This is a genomic window from Cupriavidus sp. 86D6 (assembly GCF_057815095.1).
Genome location: NZ_JBYPSB010000011.1, coordinates 88,286 through 103,148, shown reverse-complemented (window position 1 = coordinate 103,148; position 14,863 = coordinate 88,286). Strand labels below are relative to the sequence as shown.

At 61.4% G+C, this 14,863-nt stretch carries 14 protein-coding genes; 8 read left to right on the top strand and 6 right to left on the bottom strand.

From position 1 onward, the window contains the following. Window positions 1-8: 8 nt before the first annotated feature. The 6 genes from AC3G88_RS21550 to AC3G88_RS21525 are packed head-to-tail and all read right to left on the bottom strand — an operon-like array spanning window position 9 to window position 5,333. Complete coding sequence (locus AC3G88_RS21550; RefSeq protein ID WP_488893902.1) at window positions 9-434, bottom strand: lytic transglycosylase domain-containing protein; 426 nt, start codon at window positions 432-434, stop codon at window positions 9-11. Continuing rightward, window positions 431-1,669, bottom strand: a complete 1,239-nt coding sequence (locus tag AC3G88_RS21545) for a TrbG/VirB9 family P-type conjugative transfer protein (RefSeq protein ID WP_488893901.1) — start codon at window positions 1,667-1,669, stop codon at window positions 431-433. The genes AC3G88_RS21550 and AC3G88_RS21545 overlap by 4 nt, the downstream gene beginning before the upstream one ends. Continuing rightward, complete coding sequence (locus AC3G88_RS21540; protein WP_066733038.1) at window positions 1,666-2,463, bottom strand: lysozyme family protein; 798 nt, start codon at window positions 2,461-2,463, stop codon at window positions 1,666-1,668. Before AC3G88_RS21540 ends, AC3G88_RS21545 begins: the two co-directional genes overlap by 4 nt. Beyond that, window positions 2,456-3,700, bottom strand: coding sequence for a TrbI/VirB10 family protein (locus AC3G88_RS21535; protein WP_488893900.1), 1,245 nt, complete (start codon window positions 3,698-3,700; stop codon window positions 2,456-2,458). The genes AC3G88_RS21540 and AC3G88_RS21535 overlap by 8 nt, the downstream gene beginning before the upstream one ends. Beyond that, window positions 3,700-4,608 carry a TrbG/VirB9 family P-type conjugative transfer protein gene (locus tag AC3G88_RS21530; protein ID WP_488893899.1) on the bottom strand — a complete coding sequence of 303 codons (909 nt, stop codon included), beginning with the start codon at window positions 4,606-4,608 and terminating at the stop codon, window positions 3,700-3,702. The genes AC3G88_RS21535 and AC3G88_RS21530 overlap by 1 nt, the downstream gene beginning before the upstream one ends. 17 nt (window positions 4,609-4,625) lie before the next feature. Next, window positions 4,626-5,333: a VirB8 family type IV secretion system protein gene (locus AC3G88_RS21525; RefSeq protein WP_488893898.1), complete on the bottom strand. Its 708-nt coding sequence runs from the start codon at window positions 5,331-5,333 to the stop codon at window positions 4,626-4,628. A gap of 398 nt (window positions 5,334-5,731) precedes the next feature. Between AC3G88_RS21525 and AC3G88_RS21520 the strand changes: the two genes are divergently transcribed. Genes AC3G88_RS21520 through traD form a run of 8 tightly spaced genes read left to right on the top strand, consistent with a single transcriptional unit; the run spans window position 5,732 to window position 14,858 of the window. Then, window positions 5,732-6,781: a TadA family conjugal transfer-associated ATPase gene (locus AC3G88_RS21520; protein WP_488893897.1), complete on the top strand. Its 1,050-nt coding sequence runs from the start codon at window positions 5,732-5,734 to the stop codon at window positions 6,779-6,781. A gap of 25 nt (window positions 6,782-6,806) precedes the next feature. Continuing rightward, complete coding sequence (locus tag AC3G88_RS21515; protein WP_488893896.1) at window positions 6,807-7,148, top strand: TrbC/VirB2 family protein; 342 nt, start codon at window positions 6,807-6,809, stop codon at window positions 7,146-7,148. 1 nt (window position 7,149) lies between these two features. Continuing rightward, a complete protein-coding gene (locus AC3G88_RS21510; protein WP_066733049.1) occupies window positions 7,150-7,479 on the top strand; it encodes a conjugal transfer protein in 330 nt (109 codons plus the stop codon). After that, window positions 7,473-9,929, top strand: coding sequence for a VirB4 family type IV secretion system protein (locus tag AC3G88_RS21505; RefSeq protein WP_488893895.1), 2,457 nt, complete (start codon window positions 7,473-7,475; stop codon window positions 9,927-9,929). The genes AC3G88_RS21510 and AC3G88_RS21505 overlap by 7 nt, the downstream gene beginning before the upstream one ends. Window positions 9,930-9,946: 17 nt before the next feature. Next, entirely contained in the window at window positions 9,947-10,705 is a 759-nt protein-coding gene (locus AC3G88_RS21500; protein WP_066733051.1) for a TrbJ/VirB5 family protein, read from the top strand. Between the two features lie 12 nt (window positions 10,706-10,717). Continuing rightward, window positions 10,718-11,767, top strand: coding sequence for a type IV secretion system protein (locus tag AC3G88_RS21495; protein WP_488893894.1), 1,050 nt, complete (start codon window positions 10,718-10,720; stop codon window positions 11,765-11,767). Then, a complete protein-coding gene (locus AC3G88_RS21490) occupies window positions 11,764-12,996 on the top strand; it encodes a TraI domain-containing protein (protein ID WP_488893893.1) in 1,233 nt (410 codons plus the stop codon). Before AC3G88_RS21495 ends, AC3G88_RS21490 begins: the two co-directional genes overlap by 4 nt. Next, window positions 12,996-14,858, top strand: coding sequence for a conjugative transfer system coupling protein TraD (gene traD, locus AC3G88_RS21485; protein ID WP_488893972.1), 1,863 nt, complete (start codon window positions 12,996-12,998; stop codon window positions 14,856-14,858). Before AC3G88_RS21490 ends, traD begins: the two co-directional genes overlap by 1 nt. The last annotated feature ends 5 nt before the right edge of the window (window positions 14,859-14,863 follow it).

Sequence of the window (14,863 nt, the reverse complement as noted above, 5' to 3'; positions counted from 1 at the left end):
CGAATGGGTTACTTGGTCGTCGATTGCAGCTTCTGGTAGACGCGGTTCGCATACCTGAGTCGCTTGTCTGGCGAGCCGGCGTTGTAGCAACCGACCGCTGTCCAGGTCTCGCCATACCGGCCCAGGCAATCGGCGAGGATCCAGGTACCAACGTAGGCATTGGTGCAAGGATCGAAGAGGCTCTGGCGGGTGATCCCGAACTTCGCCAGGCGCGGCAGGTGCACCGAGTTGATCTGCATCAGCCCGATGTCTTCGCTGCCGTTGGTGTTGGTGTTGGTCACCCAAGAGCGCATGCCGGACTCGACTTGCGCGATGCCACGGACCAGTACGGGACTCACGCGATGGAAAGCCGCCGCATCGTCCAGGCAATCGGCGTGCACGAGGCCGGCGAACGCGGTGCCGGCGATCAGTAGCCCGATGCGCATCGCAATCATTGGACCGCCCGCTCGTAGAAGCGGACCTCCGGCAAGCGGTCCACCCGAACCACATTGCCGTCAGCAATGACGGTCAGGTGGTCCGATACACCGTTGAACTTGAAGTAGCGATCCTTCTGCTCTCCCCCGCCCTGGTGGTTGTCGCCGAACACGGAGATGCTGGCCATCGACTTGGCGAAGCTCAGATAGGTCGCACCATCCTTTTCGAAGACGCGTTCGAGGCCAGCGCTGTTGTCACGCGGGAACAGGAAATTGATGCCCGGCACACGGGCCACCTCCACGCGCTTCCCGCCGCTGCTCGCAGTGAAGCTGTCCACCGTCGGGAAGGACAGCACCCGCTCGGTATCGTCCCAGCGCGTACGCAGCTTGTCGCCGGCGCCGTCACGCACTTCCAGGTCCTTCGGCTCGGCCTCGAAGCGCACCTCGATGCGGCCGTTCTTGGCATCGCGGATCGCCAGTGCGTTGAAGGCCGAGGCGAGAGTCGGACCTTCCGGCAGTGCTGTGGCGGCAGGTGCCGCGTCAGCCACCGGCGCCGCCACTACAGGAGCCGTAGCCCGCAGCATGCCGCCCGCAGACGCCGTGTTACCGGGCTCTACCGAAAATGCCTTGGGCGGCGTGGCGCGCAGCGCGATATTCCGGCGACCGAAGTCCACCTCCGCATAGAGATTGCGCTGCTCGAGCACGCGCGCAAGTGCCTGGACCCAGTTCTCGCCCGCCCGCACTTCCAAAGCGACTTCGTCGGTCAGAGGAATGTCTTTTTGCGCGGTACCGCTCCACCCCGTCGGCGCGATAGACTTGACCATTTGCGCCAACGGCAATGAGGAGCGGCCCGCACGCACGAGCGGCAACTCGCTGTAGCTGCCGATGAGCGCCAACCGACCAGACACTGACCCGAGGCTGCGCGGGAGATCGCCGCTCGGATTCGCAGGCTCCGACGTAAAACCGTTCGCCCGCTTCCAGCGCGCGACTACAGGCTGACCATTGACCGTGTAGCGCAGCACGTCGGGGACGCCATCGACGACCCAATACGGACCGTTCTGGATAGCACCGTCCGCCTGTACGACTTGGCCGTGCCGAGGTTGGATGTAGGTGGAAAGGCCGTCGTTGAACACCATGGCCGGACGGTCCGCTGCGCGCGCGACGACCTGATAGTCGAAGTCGAGCGGATCGGTATCGGCCGCGTGAGCACACACCGCGATTAGCGCAAATGCGGAGAAGAGTAGCGGCCTGATCATTGGAATTGTGCGACGTGTTTCATGAAACGGGAGAAATAGGGCCCACCACGCTCTGGATTGGCGCTGTGGTACCAGGCGACGGCCTTCATGGCCGATCCACTGCGCTGGAGGTTCTCTGCCAGAATGTCTTCTGCCACGCGGATATTCGTAGCCGGGGCAAGCGCCTCCCACGGCGATGCGAATCGCTTGCCGTGGTAGCACCAGTTCACCTGCATGAGGCCCACATCGAAATCGCAACGATCATTCGCAAGCAGGCGATTGACAGCGGCATAGGCTTCCTCGCGCGTCGCAAAGAACATGCCGCGCCCCGCCACGTTGAGGGTCCACGGCCACGGACGGCCCCGGTACGACGACTCGTTCATGGCGATGCCAGCAGTGATCTTCGGATCCACGCGGCTGCCCATCTGGGCGAACGGCTCAGTCTTCGGCGCGCAGGCCCAGCCCCCGCGGCGTTCGGCGAGGGCTTCTTGGGACGCCTCGGTCAATACGGCCGGCCGGAGCCACCCTTCACGGGCGAAGAGTCGTGAAATCGGCGTGGACTTCTCGCCCAGCGTGACAACCGGGCCCTCGTCTGAGCCCGGCGCGATCTGTGCGCCGAGCAACCGGGCCGACCACCCCAGGAACGCATCGAGGCCGCAGTAGAGGACCGGCTTGCCCTCGAGCGAGTGCACGCGAACCTGCCCGGCATCCTTCACCACAATGGCATTGGGACTGATCACGGCTTCAATCGTCGCGGCGTGCGCGCCCGCCAAAGTCACGGCGCAGACCAGGAGAGTCGCCAGCGGCCTAATCACGGTAAGGCTCCAGGACAATGTCGTGCTTGACCTGAACCATCATCTTTTGGCCAGGCTCGGTGGTGATCGTCGGCCGAATGTTCTGGTTGCGGTTCAGGATCGTCTGTGCGGTTTGCGTGGCCACCTGACCCGCCGCGTTCCCGTATGCCACCAGGCCCGCCGGTCCGACCGTCGTCGTGGTCGGGTTGTCGTTGAAGCGCAACGACAGAGCGCCGATCACTAGCGCGCCACCGAAGATCTTGAGGAAGTGGTTGTTGACATCACCAGTGTTGCCAGCGGTTCCGTCGGGGTCCGCGCCCTGCATACCCATGAGCGGCACGGTCTTTCCGTTCGGCAGTTGCATGCGGACGAAGGCCGTCAGAATCCGCTCCTGACCCACCGCGATGTCCGCGCTGTACATGCCCACCAGGGTCGTGCCGGCCGGGATGATCTTGCAGGTGCCCTTGACCGTGTCGTAGACGTCCTGCGATACCGTCGCGCGAAACTCGCCCGGCTTGTCCGAGTTAAGGCCGCCCGCGAAGTTGGCGGGGATAATGAAGCCGCGGCTCAGCGTACAGCGCGGCAGCTTGCCATCGAATCCGGTTCTCAGCGTGTTCATGCTCCCGGCATCCCGCAGAAACTGGCGATCGGCCGAGGCCGGCTGCGGAGCGACGCCGTCAGGATTGACACCGGCTGCATTGGCAGCCGCAGCCTTCGCAGCGACCGCCTGCTGAATCGCGCGCATCTGCGCAGGGTCCGTCACGTCTGCGAGACCTGCAGGCTGCTTTACCTGCGCGACCTGCGATTTGCGCGTGCCGCTCTTGAATACCGATGAGGTGAAGAGGTCGTCTTCCGCGTTTTTCTTCGCGTCCACGGCCCCGCCCATGGACTTCGCCGGGGCGGTAAGGTCGCCGGCAGTCATGACCGGCGCTTTGGTGTCGGCTGGGATGGCTTGCTTGCGCTGCTTGTCGGATTCTTCGCGTGCCTTTTCTGCTTGCGCACGGATGGCGGCTTCGAGACTTTGCCCGTCGTCCGCACTGCCGGCGCGCTGCTTGATCTGGTCGGCGCGTGCCTGTTCCGCCTTAGCATCGAGCTGCTCATCTGACACCGTTTGGAAGTAGTATCCCAAGGCGCCGACCATCAGTGCCGCCACACCACCCAAGGCAAGCACGACGTTGCGCGGAAGCTTGCCCTTGACGGTGCGCTCCTGCGCTTCGGTCACGTCGGTGACGTTCTCCGCCTTCTGCTTGCCGCGCATCAGAAGAGCCCCAGGATGCGACGGCGGCCGCGTTCGATCTTCACTTCATCGTCGCCCGAGCGCAGCACGACCGTGTCGGCCAATCGTTGCACTACCAAATACCCGCCGCGCCGGATGGCATTGACGACCACGAAATCATTGCCGTCCTTGATGAACGCAACCGGCCAGTTCTGCAGTGCTGCGTTGGGCAGGCGCAGCCACAGCGCCTTGCCGTCGTCGAAGGCGGTTTCCGGCTTGAAGCTGGCACTTCCCGAGATGGCATACTCGAAATTGAGCTGGTCAGGCGAAACGCCAACGGCATCGGGACTGCGCGACACGTCCGGCTCGCTTGCCTTTGCTTCGTCCGAGGCGTCCGCACGTGCGTCATTGCGCGCCTTCACCTTGGCGGAGATTGACGTCGGCACCTTGAAGCGCACCTTCTGGTAGAAGATGCCGCCGAGGGGAGAGGATACGAGCGTGAATTCGTAGCTTCGCTTGTTGGTATTGACCGACAGCGTATTCACCAGGCCGGCCGCCTGCGGCTTGACGTACAGGTGATTGGCACCGTCCGTGTCGTAGTCCCAGCGGACGTTCTCGCCCCAGGCCGGGTCGCCGACGATTTGCTCGTCGTCCGGGAATTCGATCGTCGTGATCTTCAGCGGAGCACTAAGCACGCGGAAGATCTGGTCACGACTGTAGGTAAAGACAACCAGGCGAGAGTCGCCCGGCAAAGCGATGGGATCAACGCCGCCGTTAAACGGATTCGCCGGATTCATCGCATCGCTGAGGTCGCCAATACCGAGACCGGCCATGCCAGCGCCGGTGCGACGAGTCTTGTCGGCGGCGTGACTGTCCGGTGCGGAAAGCATCAAAGCCATGCAAAGCGCGATGGCCAGAGGGATGAACCGGGAGGGGGTACGAGCTTCCATGGGCGTATGCGCGACGATCAGGCCGCCGATTTCTGAATGCTGAAAAAGATCGGGTACACCCCGAACGGGTTGGTACCGAGAACAGCCTCCTTATCCGCAGGCTTGGTCTGGTACCGGAACGTGATGGTGTAGCGCTGCTTGCGCGGCTTGTAGCCGTCTTCCGTCGTCGTGGTGACAAACTCGACCACCACCGTGCTATCCGGCAGGCTCGCGATATTGGTGAACTTCGGCTCTCGCGTGAGCGTGGGCGAGGACATGACTTGCCGGAACGGCTCGTCCTCTTGTACCCACGCGTTGAATTGGTCCTTGGCGGCACCCAGCATCTGCTCACGTACGGAACGCAGGTTCGCAGCCATGCGCGACGCCTCGATCTGCGGCGTCAGGATGGGCTCGATCGTGAACCAGCGTTGCACCAGGTCCTTAAGCGCCGTCTGCACCTGGCGCTCGTCCGGACGAAAGGCCTCGAGTTCTCGGGTGATGGGCTTACCCGTGACATCGGACGACACACCGACTACCTTCACAACAGACGGGGGCGGCTCCCGCGTGAGTATCGCCGACACGGCAATGATGCCGAGGCCCACCGTTGCCAGCTTCCAATGATTGCGATCCACACTGATACGCGTGGTGCGGTCGAAGATCGCTTGCTCCGGGCTTTCATTGCCGTACATCCCCGGCGCAACGGTCAGGGGCTTGGCTTTGTCGGCGGGCTTTCGGAAGAAGGGCATGCTGCGGCGGTCCAGTGGGATGCCGCCAATTGAAACAGCGAATCGCGCTCGGTTTGTCTCGAAAGCTATGCCAATTTGCTGAGCTTTCCATCTTTTTGCGCGAGGCCTCCTTTCACGCTCTCGCATAAGTCATCGCGATCGATGAGCAGGCGGTGGAACGCGCATGTCGGGAAGGCAGTTGGCCTCGGGCAGGTGAATGAGGTATCGACAGCCTTGAAACGCGAATACTCGAGATTTGACCGTGCGATTCGCGGTTTTTGAAAGGAACATGTTCCTTCGGCGGCGCGGACGGTTAGTTCTCGGAGAACGTGGGACGAAAGCGATTTTGTCGAAAGCTATCGAAAATCGACCATCTTTCGCCGTCTCTCTTACCCAATTGCCCGCCAACAATAGCGGGCATGGAATCCCCCGCTAACAACCACCCTCTCTTGCAGCTGACGCAGCTGGCCGACAGCGCCGTCTCGATGTTCTTCGAGTCCCTAGCTCCGCTGCATGACGTCATCCATTCGGCGGACGTTGCCGAAGTCATGATCAACCGGTTCGACAGCATCTGGGTGGAACGTCGTGGGGTGCTAACGAAACTCGATATCGTCCTCGATCCCATCAAGGTCGAAGGCGCCGTCCGATCCCTCGCCTCCTCGGTGGAGAAGTCCGCAGTACGGGGAACAACCCAAGGCATCATCAATGCAGGCCACAAAGGTCTGCGGATCGCAGCGGTCATGCAGCCGACAGCGATCGACGGCCACGCGCTGAGCATTCGCCGACATCGCGAAACGAACCTGACGCTGGAGGATTACGCTAAATCCGGTGCGCTCTCACTGCGCAACGCTACCACTCACGCTGAGGAGCCAATCTTCCTCGGCAATGAGGAAGATGAGGCGCTCGTGCGCGCGCTCGAGCAGCTGATGGTCCGGCGCAAGAACATCATCGTTGCGGGCGGCACGTCTACGGGTAAGACCACGTTCCTCAACGCACTGGCCGGGTGCGTACCGGCCAGCGACCGAGTCCTCACGATCGAGGACACGATGGAACTGAAGCTGACCGTACCAAATCAAGTGCGCTTGCTCTCCAATAAGGACAAGGGCGTGACGACGCAGCACCTTGTCGCCCTCGCCTTGCGCTTTCGTCCCGACCGCATCTTCGTGGGCGAAGTCCGATTCGGCGAGGCGTTCGACATGCTCCAGGCCCTCAACACCGGCCACGACGGCGGCATGGCTTCCCTGCACGCCAGCAGCGCACGTTCTGCCCTTTCTCGCCTGGAAAGCATGGCGCTCCTCGGCATCCCGCCCGGATCAGGCTGGAAGCTCGACGACATGCGAAAGCTCATCGCGGACTGCATCCATTACGTCGTGCACCTCAGGCGCACCGGCGAGATGCGTCACGTCTCGGAAATCCTCGAGATCAACGGCTTCACCAACGGCGACTACGACATCAAACGCGTTTTTTAACCAACGGAGTCCTTCCCAAATGACAATGACCCTGAACCACCGTGTTCGCGCCACGGCACGCAAGTACGCGCCCTCTGCCCTGCTGATGGTCGGCATGATGGCCGTGGCCACCTCGGCGGTCGCCGCCGACGACGCCTTCCTGAACAATCTCGGCAACTTCATCTGCGGCATCGCGACGTTTATCAACACGAAGTATCTTTTCGTGGTCGGCCTGATCGTGATCGTCCTGGGCGCCTACGCGTACGCCAACGCGGAGTCTTCGCTCTCCAAGTTCATCTCGGGCGCCTGTGTGGGCGTGGGCCTCGCGGCCGCCGCCCCTTCGATCCTGAAGTCGCTCGGCCTGATCGCCTCCTGCACCGGGTTCTAACATGCGCAAGCACCACGTGAGCATCGGCTTGTCCATGCCGCGCCTGATTGCAGGCGCAGTACGGGGTCTGGCCATCGCCAACGGCACCATCGTCGCGCTTCTGATCTACGTGACATACCGGAGTGGCTGGCAGATCCCCGTGGCGGTCTTCGTATATGGACTGTGCAGCCACGCACTGCTCGCGTGGCTGACGAGCCGGGATCCGTGGTGGAACCAGATTCTGAATGTCTACAACCAGTACGGAGACCTATACGAGTCGCTGCCGTGGCATGGCAAGTCTCACGCGGTGTTCCGTCGCCCCTATGGCTTTGACAGCGATCTGCCATGCTGAAGCTGAAAAGACGGCCGCTGGCGGAAATCGCCCCCTGGCTCACCTCGATTACCCCCGAACTCATCCTGAATAAGGACGGCTCGCTGTTGGCCACCTATGAGTTTCGGGGTGTGGACGCCGATAGCGCGGACGCGAGCGACATCACCTCGGCCCGCGACCAGCTCGACCAGGCATGCCGTTCGTTCGACAACCGTATCACCGCATGGTGGCGCCTTACGCACCGGCGCACCAAGGGGTACGTAGACGGCGACTTCAGCAACGGAACAGACGCCCGTCTCGATGCGCTCAACCGCGCGCACATGACAACCGGCCGGTACTTCCGCAACGCGCATTCGCTGAGCATCGCCTATACGCCCGAAACGGGCGTGGCCAAGTTCTTCGAAAAAATCGGCCATCACATGACCGTGGGCGGGAAGCCGCTATTTGCCGCCTTGCTCGAAGCGACTAAGGATACCGTGCTTGCTCGCAGCGCGTTCGCCTTCGACATGGAAAAGATCCGCTCGGACACGCGGCGCTTCGAAGCCATGCTAGATGCATTCACCGGCGGTATTCCGCGCATCAAGCCGACCCGCCTTGCAATGCAGGACAGCTACGCGGCACTCCACCAGGTGGCCAATCCCAGTGTCCCGAAGCGCCGCATCCGGTTCCCCGTCACGATGCTGGACACCCATCTGAGCGAATCGGAGATCACAGTTGGCTCGGAGCGACTGCTGTTCGAGTCCGCCCACGGCAGACGCTATGCCGCGGTTGTTGCCGTCAAGGAATGGATGAGCTTCCAGGAGGCAGCGCTCGACAGTTTGCTGCAGGTCGATGCCGAGCTGGATATCTGCATCATGTACCGCTTCCTCGACACTGCTCGCGCGACAGCCTACATCGAGAAGGTACGTCGCTTCTACAAGATGGCGGCGGTCAACCTCCGGTCGATGGTCAAGCAATATGTGTCGAAGGAAGAAGACGACAACGACGAGGGCCGCGAGGAACTGGCCAAGGAAGCCGGCAAGGCACTCAAGCGCCTCACCGCTGAAGGCGTACAGCACGGGTTCGCCAACATCTCGATCGTCCTCTATGCCGACACCGAAGCCGAATGCGAAGATGCCGTCAGCGAAGTGGTTGGCACACTGACCAACGCCGGCTTTGGCGCTATTCGAGAAAAGACCAATCTGATGGCGGCTTGGAACAGCACGCTCCCGGGGCGCTGGGACCGGCAGCGGCGCCTGCAGTTTGTCGAGACGCCCGCCGTGTCGGACATTGCTCCGGTACGGTCGGTGCTCGAAGGCCCAACGCGCAACATCTGGCTGTCGGAGAAAACGGGCACGGAAGTACCCCCGCTCACGTGCCTTCCCACTCGCCACCGAACGGGCCAGCGTGTCGATATGCACCAGCCGGGAGGCAACGGTCACCTTTTTGTCATCGGCCCCATTGGTGCCGGCAAGTCAGTGATGCTGAATTTCCTGGTGTCTCAGGCCGACCGGCACAAGGCGCGGCGAATTCGCTTCGACAAAGACAGGTCGACCCGGATTCCAACCCTCTTGAGCGGCGGAGCATTCATCGACGTCACGGGAAAATTCCAGGCGAGTACACCGGTCAACCCCCTCTCACTGCTCGCCGATCCCGGCAGCTTCACCTACGTCGCGGAATGGCTCACCCTGGCACTGGAAGATGATGACTTTTCGCTGACGCCGCAGCAACGGCAGGACATCTTCGAGGCGGTGAAGCTCCTCGCCGGGTATCCGCGCGAGCGTTGGACACTGAGTGCCCTGTCCACCATGCTACACGCGGACTTGCGGGAACGGTTGCAAATCTGGCTGGTTGGCGGCCAGTACGGTCACTTCTTTGACCATGTCGAGGACGCCTTTGCGGTCAGCGACAACCTCTGCATCGAGTGCGGAGAACTGTTTCAGAAGTTTCCACGCGCGGCTGCTCTCTTCACCGACTATGCGTTCTACCGCATCAGCCAGTCGATGGACGGTATTCGCTACACCGTCATTGAGGTCGAGGAATGCGGCTTCTTCTTCCAGAACGAGCGCTTCTACAAACGCTTCGAGGACTGGATCACGACGATCCGGAAGCTCAATGGGTCCATCTGGGCCGCGACCCAATCCTTGCGGCAGATCGCTCGCGTGGCGAACTTCGAAATCCTGAAGGAGAACATCGCCAACTGGATCTATCTGCCCAACAGCCAGGCCAAGACGAGCCCCGAACTTTACAAGGAAAAGTTCGGCTTGACCGACGACCAGGTGCAGATGATCTCGGACGCCGTACCCAACCGTGACTACCTGTGGATCACGAACATCCAAACGCGAATGCTGCAGACGGCATTCAACGACGAGATGGTGGCGATGCTGCGCTCGGACGGCGTAGCGCAATCCATCTGCGACACCCATTACGCGTCGGGAGACCCCGACTGGCAAGACCGCTACGTGCGCGAAATGCTCGCTCGCGCAGCCTAAACAGGGAGAACCCAGAAATGAAAAAGTGGATCGCCAACATCGCCGTCGCCGCGTCCGTTCTCGGCGCTGCCCCGGCTCACGCCGCACTGCCCGTTACCGACTGGGTGGGACTTGTGCAGACGACGATCTCGGCCTTGCAGTCGATCAAGTCCGAGGTGTACGAGAACACCAACATCGTCTACCAGTACCAGATGATGGCCAATCAGCTACTGCAAGCGACGGGGCTCGACGCCGAAGCCATCATGGAGCAGTTCAACAGCATCAAGGACGAGATCGGCAAGTACGAGATCTACGGGACGACGCTCAAGGATCTGTATGGGACTGTGTCCGACAACGCCGACTACCTGAAGAAGATTCAGAGCATGGTGGTTTCCTCCGGCAAGACCAAGGAACAGTGGTTCGAGGATCAGCGGGCCCTACTGACCAACGGCGACAAGACGGCGAAGGCACTATTCACTCTGGGCGAGCAGATTTTCAAGAACACGCAGTCGGTGGCCAAGCGTCGGCAGAAGATCCAGTCGCAAATCAAGCTGTCGCCCACGGCACAGGCAGCGGCGCAGACCACCAACCAGATGCTCGATGTGCTTGCCAGCCAGAACTCCGACCTGCTGCAGCTGATGAGTGTGCGCGCGCAGGCCGATGCCGACCGGGACCAGCAGAGCGTCGCCAAGGAAACGCAGAGCGCCGAAGCGATCCGCTCGATGGCGGCCGCCCAGGATGAAGAACTCAAGAATCTCCGCGCACGCGTCTTCTCGCGCAAGCTGCAGTCGAACTGATCCGAAACTGAAATGCAGATCGCCCGCTTCATCGTCCTGTTGCTTACGACTTTCCTGTTGCACTCGCCGGCAGTTTTCGCACAAGCGTCGGCTCCACAAACGGGCACCGAAGCGGCACAGACAACGCCGGACAAGGCCGCCCCAAAGGGGTTGTTTTCCCAACCCGGTTCCATCGGCGAATCGCTTAAGAGTTGGCTCAGCCAGTTCGAGTCCTTCCGCACCGGCCTGATTGGCGGCGCTACGACGTTGAGCAAGAGCCTTACGCCTGATGCCGACAAGATCGCGTTCGGATTGGCAGTCATCACGTTGACGCTGGCGGGCATCCAGTTCGCCGCGACGTCGGACCCGGTATCGGCCTGGACGGAGGTGTTTGAGAAGCTGTTAATGCTAGGCATCTTCGCTTCGCTCTACACCGGATACGACAAGTTCGGGCCGGGCATCTACGAGTACTTCAAGCATCTCGCCGACAAGGTCGCGGGGACACAGGCCATGACGCCTGCGATGACACTCGCCGCCGTCGGTGCTGGTTTCATTGATTCCTACATTCAGTCAATGAAAGCCGCCAGCGGTATCTCTGACGTCTTGATGATCGCCTTCGCCGGACTAATGTTGATGGCAGCATTCGTCCTGTGTGCGATCGCGTCCCTGCTCTACACGTTCTTCATTTCGTTGGGAGAGATCGCGGCCGCCATTGGCATCGTGATCGGCCCGATTGCCGTGGCGTTGGGCTTCTCTGACTATAGCCGCCGCTACTTTACTTCGTGGCTCGATTTCATGATTGGCGCATCGATGTATTCGGTCGTCGCCGCCATCATGGCGCGGCTGGTCTCGAGCGCGCTGGTGTCGACGCTTTCCGAGCAGCAGAGCGCCGGCACCGCTACGCTTTCCGGCGCGACGTACGCGATGAGCGTCGCATTCTTCATGATTCTGGTTGCCTTCGAGCTTCCGAAACTCGCCGGCGCAATCTTCGGATCGGGCGGTGGGATCAGTGGCGGCGGCGCCATGCGAGTGGGTCTCAAGGCAGCGGGCGGCATCGGTAAATTCCTCGCAAAGGCCAAATGAGCGCACATACCCATACCCCGCTGTCGCCAGCAGAATTGCTGGCTGCCCATGAGAGCCGCATTGCACTCATCCGCCAGTACGCGAACGAGACGTCCGCGGAGACGTTCGATGCCAAATGGCTGAGCATCCTTTCCCGATGCGCGGACTGGTTTTCGAGCATGCCCTTGCGGCCGGGAGAACATGCAGAGCCAGGCGGCGCCTTTCGGGCGACCATCGAAGCGGCCTACTTTGGCATGCGGCTATCCGGTGCACAGAAGTTCGGTGCGGACCTCTCGTCCGAGCGGCGTCGAGCGCTGGAGCCGCAGTATCTCTACGCCCTGTTCCTCGCTGCGTGCTGCTCGCGGCTCGACGAGCCGTGCAGGCATTTCCAGTTCCATCGTGACTGTGATGGTGCCGAATGGGTTCCTGCCGCCCACGGCGCCTTCGGCCCATGGCTTGGAAGCAGCAGTTACAAGGTTTCTAGACGCGACGCTGCACAGCCTGTTGAGCGGATGCGCACCGCGCTGCTTGCGCGTGAGATTCTGGGCAGTGATCGACTCAGCGCCTTCGACTCTCAAGTACTGACTGACCTCTTCGGTGCCATCAATCCCGACCCGCGACCGACCGGCCTGGAAACCCTGCTGCATAAGGTCGTACGGCAATCGATCGATACCTTGACGCAATTCGAGGTAAAGGCTCGCAGAGCAGAGTTCGCGCCAGATCCGACACCAGCCCCGAACGCCGAAGTACTGGCGAAGGCTGGTCAGCCGTCCGCCATTCAGCCCATGGCCGCTGCGGCAGCGGTACCGACGATGACCGCCCACTTGGCGAGCGAAGGAGCAGTGGAACCGGAACAGGCGGTCGCGGAAGCCACCGCGGAGATCGGAGCGGTCACCGCCACCCCGTTGGACGCTTCCAGCACGCGGAACGTCGTACAGCTTGACGGTGCGCAATCCCTTCGGAAGGGACCATCCGGCGACGATCCCTTCAAGGCTGTGGCGGGTTCGTCCAATCTGATGCGGGAATTCTTCAAGGCGCTGGCCCAGGACGTGGCCGCCGGCAAGACCAAGGTTACGCGCATAGACGGCAAGGTCGCGATCAGCAAGCGCATGCTCGGCAACTATGGGCTCGCCTCCGACACCCTGGTCGAGCATCTTCGCAAAGGCAAGCACCTGTACAGGGCCGACGGCCAGAGCATCTTGCTGGTTGATGAGGTCGGCAACCTCATTGCGCCGGACGTCACGCCATGATGAACCACTACATCAACCATTTCCGGCCAATCTTCGAATTTCGCGCGGCGGTTGGCTGGGCTCTCGCGGGGTTGCTGATCCTGGTGAGCGGCATGCCGCACGCCGGCTACTTTGCCCTTCTCTGCCTGGGCGCACTGCTTTTCCGCACGGCGCAAGTCTGGCGGGCCCTCAGGTTTAGACTCGCCATCTCCACAAAGTGGTTGACAGTCGTCAAGATCGACCGCCTGCTGGAGGCGAGCCAGCGCCTTCGGTCCACCGACAAAGACGCGGACGCCATGTATCTCGGGACAGGCTACGAGTGGACCCAGAAGCACTGCCAGCTCGCGCACGACATTCTGCGCATGCCATCGACCGATATTCCCGGCCTGCCGAAATGGCTACCCAACGGCACCGTGCGCGCAATTGAAAAGGCGTTCTCTCCACTTGGCAGCATCCCTGACCGCTCCCCTCAAGGCAAGCCGTGGATTGCAGGGCTCGAGGCCAAGAAGCGGCCGGTGCCTTTTCACTACAAGGCGATGGGCGGTCACACCTCGATCAGCGGCACCACCGGCGCCGGCAAAACGCGCACATTCGAACTCATTTCGACCCAGGTGATTCATAACAAAAGTGATGTTTTGATCATTCTGGACCCAAAGAACGATCCCGAGTGGGTTGCACGATGCAAGCGCGAGTGCGAGCGCGTGGGTCGCAAGTTCCTGTATTGGAAACAGGCGGCGCCGTCACAGTCGATCCGGTTGAACCCGCTCGAGAACTGGTCGCAACCTTCGGAAATCCCAACCCGCATTGCGCAACTGATGGAAGAAGGCCCGTTCCGCCAGTTTGCGTTCCTGTTCATTGATCGCTCGGTCAAGGGCGAGCTTTACGTTGGCGACAAGCCAAACCTTCGCTCCATCCTGCAATACGCGCAGAACGGAATCAACAATCTTCTCGAGCGTGCGCTGCAACGCTTCTTTCCAGAAGCCGGCATGGCCGACTGGGATGCAGAGGTCGCAGGGTACATGCAGCAGGTCGGCCAGAAAGGTGGCACGCGACTCGACGCCATGGCGCGTTTGTACATTGACCGCTTCGCGAACGTCGGAAAGGGCCACGAATCGATCGATGGTTTGATCTCGACGTTCCAGCACGACCGCGATCATTACGGCCGCATCATCGCGTCCGCCCTGCCCCTTCTCCAAATGCTGGCCACCGGCGAGACAGGTCTGATGCTCGCGCCCAAGGCGGACGACTTCGACGACGACCGAGAAATCTGGGATATCGACAAGGTCATCAAGCAGAAGGCCGTGCTCTTCGTTGGCGCGGATTCCCTTTCCAATTCGATGGTGGCCCAGGCCGTCATGTCGATGTTGCTGGCAGACATCGCGTCCGTGGCTGGTGCCATTTACAACTTCTACGCCAAGCCCCCCGAAATCGTCCTGGTGGTCGACGAAGCCGCCGAAGCGATCAACGAGCAATTGCTGCAATTGCTCAACAAGGGCCGGGGCGCGGGCTTCAAGGCGTTCATTGCTTACCAGACGCGCTCGGATTTCACAGCCAAACTCGGAAACGTGGCCAAAATGCAGCAGGTTTTGGGGAATCTGAACAACCAGATGGTCTTACGCTTGGAAGACATCGACACGGCCCAATGGTTTGCCGAGAAGGCCGGAACGACGGCGATCCGCAACCTGGTGATATCGAGCAGCACGAGTACCGGCACCGAAGCGCACGTGGGTGAATTCAGTGGCTCTGTATCCCGGTCGGCTCAACTCGAAAAGGTCCCGCTGATTCCGCATGACCTGGTCATGCAACTGCCAAATCTCCAGTATTTCCTGCGAATCTCCGGCGGCGCTGTCTACCAAGGTCGTATTCCCATTATTCAGGACTAACCATC

Excerpts from the sequence above, each read along its gene's own strand:
- AC3G88_RS21505 (WP_488893895.1), top strand. The coding sequence starts at position 7,473 with ATGCTGAAGCTGAAAAGACGGCCGCTGGCGGAAATCGCCCCCTGGCTC.
- AC3G88_RS21490 (WP_488893893.1), top strand. The coding sequence starts at position 11,764 with ATGAGCGCACATACCCATACCCCGCTGTCGCCAGCAGAATTGCTGGCT.
- AC3G88_RS21550 (WP_488893902.1), bottom strand. The coding sequence starts at position 434 with ATGATTGCGATGCGCATCGGGCTACTGATCGCCGGCACCGCGTTCGCC.
- AC3G88_RS21515 (WP_488893896.1), top strand. The coding sequence starts at position 6,807 with ATGACCCTGAACCACCGTGTTCGCGCCACGGCACGCAAGTACGCGCCC.
- AC3G88_RS21520 (WP_488893897.1), top strand. The coding sequence starts at position 5,732 with ATGGAATCCCCCGCTAACAACCACCCTCTCTTGCAGCTGACGCAGCTG.
- traD (WP_488893972.1), top strand. The coding sequence starts at position 12,996 with ATGAACCACTACATCAACCATTTCCGGCCAATCTTCGAATTTCGCGCG.
- AC3G88_RS21545 (WP_488893901.1), bottom strand. The coding sequence starts at position 1,669 with ATGATCAGGCCGCTACTCTTCTCCGCATTTGCGCTAATCGCGGTGTGT.
- AC3G88_RS21500 (WP_066733051.1), top strand. The coding sequence starts at position 9,947 with ATGAAAAAGTGGATCGCCAACATCGCCGTCGCCGCGTCCGTTCTCGGC.
- AC3G88_RS21535 (WP_488893900.1), bottom strand. The coding sequence starts at position 3,700 with ATGCGCGGCAAGCAGAAGGCGGAGAACGTCACCGACGTGACCGAAGCG.
- AC3G88_RS21525 (WP_488893898.1), bottom strand. The coding sequence starts at position 5,333 with ATGCCCTTCTTCCGAAAGCCCGCCGACAAAGCCAAGCCCCTGACCGTT.
- AC3G88_RS21495 (WP_488893894.1), top strand. The coding sequence starts at position 10,718 with ATGCAGATCGCCCGCTTCATCGTCCTGTTGCTTACGACTTTCCTGTTG.
- AC3G88_RS21510 (WP_066733049.1), top strand. The coding sequence starts at position 7,150 with ATGCGCAAGCACCACGTGAGCATCGGCTTGTCCATGCCGCGCCTGATT.
- AC3G88_RS21530 (WP_488893899.1), bottom strand. The coding sequence starts at position 4,608 with ATGGAAGCTCGTACCCCCTCCCGGTTCATCCCTCTGGCCATCGCGCTT.